At 41.0% G+C, this 5,872-nt stretch carries 5 protein-coding genes; all 5 read right to left on the bottom strand.

The features are described 5' to 3' along the window. Positions 1-6 precede the first annotated feature (6 nt). Genes truB through rimP form a run of 5 tightly spaced genes read right to left on the bottom strand, consistent with a single transcriptional unit; the run spans position 7 to position 5,717 of the window. Positions 7-915, bottom strand: coding sequence for a tRNA pseudouridine(55) synthase TruB (gene truB, locus P8M52_RS05065; protein ID WP_300308244.1), 909 nt, complete (start codon positions 913-915; stop codon positions 7-9). An 8-nt stretch (positions 916-923) separates the two neighbouring features. Further along, positions 924-1,262 (bottom strand): 30S ribosome-binding factor RbfA, encoded by a 339-nt coding sequence (rbfA, locus tag P8M52_RS05060; protein WP_300308241.1) that lies wholly within the window; start codon positions 1,260-1,262, stop codon positions 924-926. 5 nt (positions 1,263-1,267) lie between these two features. Beyond that, on the bottom strand, positions 1,268-3,715 hold the full coding sequence (infB, locus tag P8M52_RS05055; protein WP_300308238.1) for a translation initiation factor IF-2: 2,448 nt from the start codon (positions 3,713-3,715) through the stop codon (positions 1,268-1,270). Between the two features lie 55 nt (positions 3,716-3,770). Further along, a complete protein-coding gene (gene nusA, locus P8M52_RS05050; protein ID WP_300308235.1) occupies positions 3,771-5,246 on the bottom strand; it encodes a transcription termination factor NusA in 1,476 nt (491 codons plus the stop codon). Positions 5,247-5,255: 9 nt separating this feature from the next. Then, complete coding sequence (gene rimP / locus P8M52_RS05045) at positions 5,256-5,717, bottom strand: ribosome maturation factor RimP (RefSeq protein ID WP_300308233.1); 462 nt, start codon at positions 5,715-5,717, stop codon at positions 5,256-5,258. Positions 5,718-5,872 lie beyond the last annotated feature (155 nt).

The following is a 5,872-nucleotide window of genomic DNA, read 5'->3' as shown; positions in this document are numbered from 1 at the left end:
TATAGATTAAACAAATAATCGTTTGGGCTGAATCATGCCATCTTTAGATAATTCTCCAATGCCAAGAAACACCTTTTTCTGATCAAACAACTTAACTTTGTGCTGGCCTTGTTGATCAGATAGGATCGCACGGCCGTATCTAATATCATCAGTTTGTTGCGCATTCAACATAACGCTTTTAATGGCTGGAAGCATGTTTTCACTCGGAAATATATGCGCATCTAATTGTTGGTAATCATCACTAACAAACCTCTCTAATTCTGAGAGGGATATTGTCTCACTAATATCGATATGTGCAAATCCAGTTCGTCTTAGTTCTATAACATGTGCACCACAACCTAGTTTGTCGCCAATATCTTGTATTAAGCTACGGATATAAGTCCCCTTAGAGCAGCTCACATTCAATGCAATAACGCCTTGTTCATAGCTAATAAAATCAATATTATGAATAGTAACTGGACGTGCTGGACGTTCAATTTCAATGCCTTGTCTGGCAAGTTTGTACAAGGGTTGCCCATCTTTTTTAAGCGCTGAATACATAGGAGGCACTTGCAAAATATCACCTTTAAAACTCATTGCAGCCGCAACAACTTTTTCTTTGTTCAGCTGTTCAAATGCTTGAGTTTTAACAATAACCCCTTCGCAATCGCCCGTGTCTGTTATCTCGCCTAATTTACCACGCACATAATAACGCTTGTCATCATCGAGTAAAAATTGTGCAACTTTGGTTGCCTGACCTAGGCAAATCGGCAAAATTCCACTAGCCAAAGGATCTAAACTACCCGTATGTCCTGCTTTTTTAGCGAAAAAAAGTCGTTTTACCTTTTGTAGAGCAGCGTTAGAACTTAGCCCTGTATCTTTATCTAATAATACAATGCCGTTAATATCTCTGCCTTTAGGATTGCGCCGTGACATGGCCAGACCTACAATTTAGACAATAGATCTTCAATTCTTGCGCCAGTATTTGGCGCAGGATCAAAGATAAAGCGCAATGCTGGCGTATGGCGCAAATCTACCGTCTTGGAAAGACGAGATCGAAAAAATCCTGCTGCCTTATTTAACAAGGGCTCAACTTCATCCTTGTTTTTCTCTGAAACTGTGTAATAAACTTTTGCAGCGCTTAAATCTCGACTTGTCAGAACATCTGTAATAACAACACTTGCCAATCTAGGGTCTTTAGTTTCATTCTTTAACAACGTTACCAGCTCACGACGAACTAGCTCATTAATACGCTCAATTCTAAACGAGTCCTGCTGCGCCATTTACGTTATAAGCTACGTTGAGTTTCAACACGCTCAAACACTTCGATCTGATCGCCCGGCTGTACGTCATTGTAACCTGCGACGCCAATACCACATTCTGTACCTGACTTAACTTCTTTCACATCGTCTTTAAAACGTCTTAATGATTCTAACTCGCCTTCGTAAATGACTACACTATCGCGCAGCACTCGAATTGGCGAGTCTTTTCTAACCACGCCTTCTTCAACCATACAGCCAGCAATATCACCCAATTTCTGTGAACGGAATACATCTTTAACATTAGCAATACCAATAATATTTTCACTCAATTCAGGGCTTAATAGTCCACTCATAATCGCTTTAACGTCATCGATTAAGTTATAAATAATTGAGTAGTATTCAATACGAACACCTTCATTGTCTGCTGTTTTACGAGCAACTGCATCAGCACGAACATTAAAGCCAAGCACTAGCGCTTCTGAAGTAGCTGCCAAATTAATATCTGTATTATTAATTCCACCAACACCAGACGATACCACTTTCACCCTAACCTCATCAGTAGATAGCTCTTCTAGCGCTTCAACCAAAGCTTGCGCTGAACCACGAACATCAGACTTCAACAAGACGTTAACTGTAGATACGTCACCTTCTTCCATCTTCTGTAAGAAGTTTTCCATTTTTGAAGCTTGCTGTCTTTGCAGCTCGGCTTCGCGTTCCTTAGTTTTTCTAAAGTCAGCCACTTCACGAGCTTTACGCTCACTCTCAACAACCAGCACTTCATCTCCAGAATTTGGCACACCAGATAGACCTAACACTTCAACCGGTGTAGACGGCCCTGCCTCTTTAAGCACCTTTCCCTGATCGTTAACAATTTGCTTAACCTTGCCATATTCTAGGCCAGCAATCATGATATCGCCTTTCTTCAATGTACCTGATTGAACCAGAATTGTAGTTACCTTGCCACGACCTTTATCTAAACGTGCCTCTAATACAGTGCCGTTTGCAGGACCTTTAGTAACTGCAGAAAACTCTAACACTTCTGCTGTTAGTGTAATCGCCTCTAATAAGGCATCAATTCCTTCGCCTGTATGAGCAGACACTGGTACCATCATCACATCGCCACCCCAATCTTCTGAAATAACATTGTGTGTTGAAAGTACTTGCTTGATCTTTTCTAGATCGGCACCCTCTTTATCAATCTTATTGATAGCAACAATCATTGGAACACCGGCCTTCTGCGCATGTTTAATAGATTCAATAGTTTGTGGCATAACACCATCGTCTGCTGCAACAACCAAGATAATAATATCTGTTGAACTAGCGCCACGTGAGCGCATCTTTGAAAAAGCCGCATGTCCTGGTGTATCAATAAAAGTAATTTTGCCGTTATCAGTATCAACCTGATAAGAGCCAATATGTTGTGTAATGCCTCCCGCTTCACCATCAGCTACTTTAGCTTGACGAATATAGTCAAGTAGTGAAGTTTTGCCGTGATCTACATGCCCCATGATTGCAACCACTGGCGGCCTAAGACTTTCATCACCCGTCGGCTTTGATTTTTCAATTAAGGTGTCTTCAATTGTTTCTTCAATGCTTGCAACACCCTTATGCCCCATTTCTTCAACAACCAACAATGCAGTATCTTGGTCAATTACGTCATTCAAGGTTGCCATGACACCCATGCCCATAAGCACCTTCAAGACTTCACCCGCTTTAGTGGTCATCTTTTGCGCAAGGTCGCTAACTTTAATGTTGTCAGGCACGGCAATTTCATGAATCACTTTTTCAATTGGCTTTTGGAAGCCGTGTTGTGCTTGCTCTTCTTGAATTTTTTGACTTAATCGAGTTCTGTCTTTCTTTTTAAGTTTACGGTTTGTATGCTTTGCAACATGAAGCTGCCTACGTCCTGCAGTATTGCCACTTGGCGTAGATTTGCGCAGCCGCTTAGGTTTTTTATCTTCTTTTGACTTTTCTTCCTTTGACTTTTGTTCTTTAGGTTTTTCTTCTTTAGGTTTATCAGCCTCTTTTTCTTGTTTGGTGTTTTCTTGCTGAGCTTTTAATGCTTCAGCCTGCTCTTTTTGTAAACGGATCATCTCTAAGCGCTTGGCATCTTGGGCTAATAATTTTTCATCGGCCTCACGTCCTGCTTCAAGTGCTGCTTGGGCAGCCAATGCTGCTTCATTAATACTAGAGTCTGCTTCCGTTGCTATTTGTTTAACACGCCTCTTTTTCACTTGCACCTTTACACCGCCACCTGTATTGGCACTAGTTTTGCCACTAGGTTTTCGTGAAACTGACATACTAGATTTATTAGATGAACGCTTAGTCAGGCTTCCCATCAAGACTTTTCTTTCTTCGGCAGAAATATTAGAATCTGCTTGCTTGCCATCAATACCCGCTTTCGCCAAGATTGAAATCACCTCATCAGGTGTTTTTTTAAGTAGTTTGGATAATGTTTCAACCGTATGTGCCATAATGCTTGCCTGTTTTTATAATGATTAAATTGGAGTCTGTTATTAACGCCAATTATTAATCAAACCATCCTTCATTTTCTCTTGCTGTCATAATAACACTTGACGCCTTTTCTTTGTCCATAACTTGAATTTCAAGCAACTCATCAATGGATAGCTCTGCTAGGTCATCAACTGTTGTAATTTCTGCCTCAATCAAAGCGTCAGCTAAATCGCCATCAACGCCATCAACTGTTGTTAATGCTTCGGTAGCATCTGCATCGCCAAGGGCTTGAACCAATTGTGCATCGGCAGCGCGCTCTTGTAACTCTTCCACCATTAGCTCATCAAACTCTTCGATATTCTCTAGAGTCTCAGAGTCAGCATCAGCAATATCATTAACCGACGCAAAACCTTCCTCCAGCAGTACGCCAGCAACCTCGCTATCTACGCCAAGTTTATCAGCCAACTTATTACTCGCTTTTTGAGTTTCTTCAGCTTGTTTTTCATCAGCATCAGCTGTTGACATTACATTTAACTTCCAGCCAGTTAGGCGTGCTGCCAACTTAATATTTTGGCCACCACGACCAATGGCCAAGGCCAATTGATCCTCATCAACGGCAACATCCATTGAATTGCGCTCTTCATCAACCACAATAGAACTAACTTCTGCTGGCGACATTGCATTGATAACAAACTGAGCTGGATCCTCATCCCATAAAACAATGTCGACACGCTCGCCATTAAGCTCATTGGAAACAGCCTGAACGCGTGCACCGCGCATACCAATACAAGAGCCAATTGGATCTATACGCTTATCCTTTGCCTTTACTGCAAGCTTAGAGCGAAGACCAGGATCTCTTGATCCGCCCATAATCTCAATAACACCTTCTGAAATTTCTGGCACTTCCATTTCAAATAATTGAATCATCATCTCTGGCACTGTGCGCGATAAAAATATTTGCGCCCCACGAACTGATGATTTAACTTCTTTAATATAGGCTCTTAACCGATCATTTTTACGTACCGATTCGTTCGGAATAAGATCAAACTTAGAAATCATGCCGTCAACGCCGCCCATGTCAACATAAACATTCCCACGATCAACGCGCTTTACGGTCACCATAATCACCTCACCAACACGTTGTGTGTAGTCATGAACAACCACTTCTCTTTCCGCTTCACGAACCTTTTGGATAATCACTTGCTTAACAATTTGTGCTGCAATACGGCCAAACTCTTCGGTTTCAATTGGCTCACGCACAAAATCATCAATTGCTACTCCGTTTGCATCTTTTGCGTAGATATGCAGCACGGGATCAAATGGCGTACCATCATCATCAACAAAATTTTCTTTATCATCAATAACCATCCACTGTCTAAACGTTGAAAATTCTCCCGTCTTGCGATCAATTTCTACATGAGCGTCAATTTCTTTACGTTTTTTAGTAGCTACTGCTAACGCCTCTTCTAATGATTCAAATACATCTTCTTTCGAGATGTTTTTTTCATTAGAGATCGCTTCAACTATTAAAAATAATTCTTTACCGTCCATGTTCTTCTCCTAAAAATCAGCGACCAAGTTCGCTTTTTCAATCATATCAATGTCCAGTGTCAATGGACCTAATGCCGTTATCAATTCAATCGTGCGATTGATCTCGCTCACACTACCAATTGAACCTTTAAATTTACGCTGGCCATCAATAGGCCTTACCGTGCGTAAGCTAATATCATTACCCAAAAATCGCTGATAATGTCCAATATGAAACAGTGGCCTCTCAATGCCGGGTGAAGACACCTCTAGGTTGTATTGACCAGCAATAGGGTCTTCAACATCAAAGATAGCGCTTAATTGATGAGAAACCCTTTCACAATCTTCGATGCCAATACCATTATCAGTATCAATAAAAACACGCAAAATACTATGCTTGCCACTGGCAATATATTCCACACCTACCAGTTCATAGCCCATATCTTCAAGTACAGGGTCAGCCAAATCAGTAATTTTTTCTGTTATTTTTGCCATCTATTTTGTTCTTATTTACTTTTTTTTACATAACAAAAACCACCTAAAAAGGGGGTTTTGCTTGCTCTTTCGATCTGAAAAATCAAAAAAGACTTAATTTGGTAGCGGGGACAGGATTTGAACCTATGACCTTCGGGTTATGAGCCCGACGAGCT

Source organism: Candidatus Thioglobus sp., assembly GCF_029243085.1.
GTDB lineage: Bacteria > Pseudomonadota > Gammaproteobacteria > PS1 > Pseudothioglobaceae > Thioglobus_A.
This window is presented reverse-complemented; position numbering and strand designations above follow the sequence as displayed.

Coding starts and splice junctions, on each gene's coding strand:
- truB (WP_300308244.1), bottom strand. CDS start 915: ATGTCACGGCGCAATCCTAAAGGCAGAGATATTAACGGCATTGTATTA.
- rbfA (WP_300308241.1), bottom strand. CDS start 1,262: ATGGCGCAGCAGGACTCGTTTAGAATTGAGCGTATTAATGAGCTAGTT.
- infB (WP_300308238.1), bottom strand. CDS start 3,715: ATGGCACATACGGTTGAAACATTATCCAAACTACTTAAAAAAACACCT.
- nusA (WP_300308235.1), bottom strand. CDS start 5,246: ATGGACGGTAAAGAATTATTTTTAATAGTTGAAGCGATCTCTAATGAA.
- rimP (WP_300308233.1), bottom strand. CDS start 5,717: ATGGCAAAAATAACAGAAAAAATTACTGATTTGGCTGACCCTGTACTT.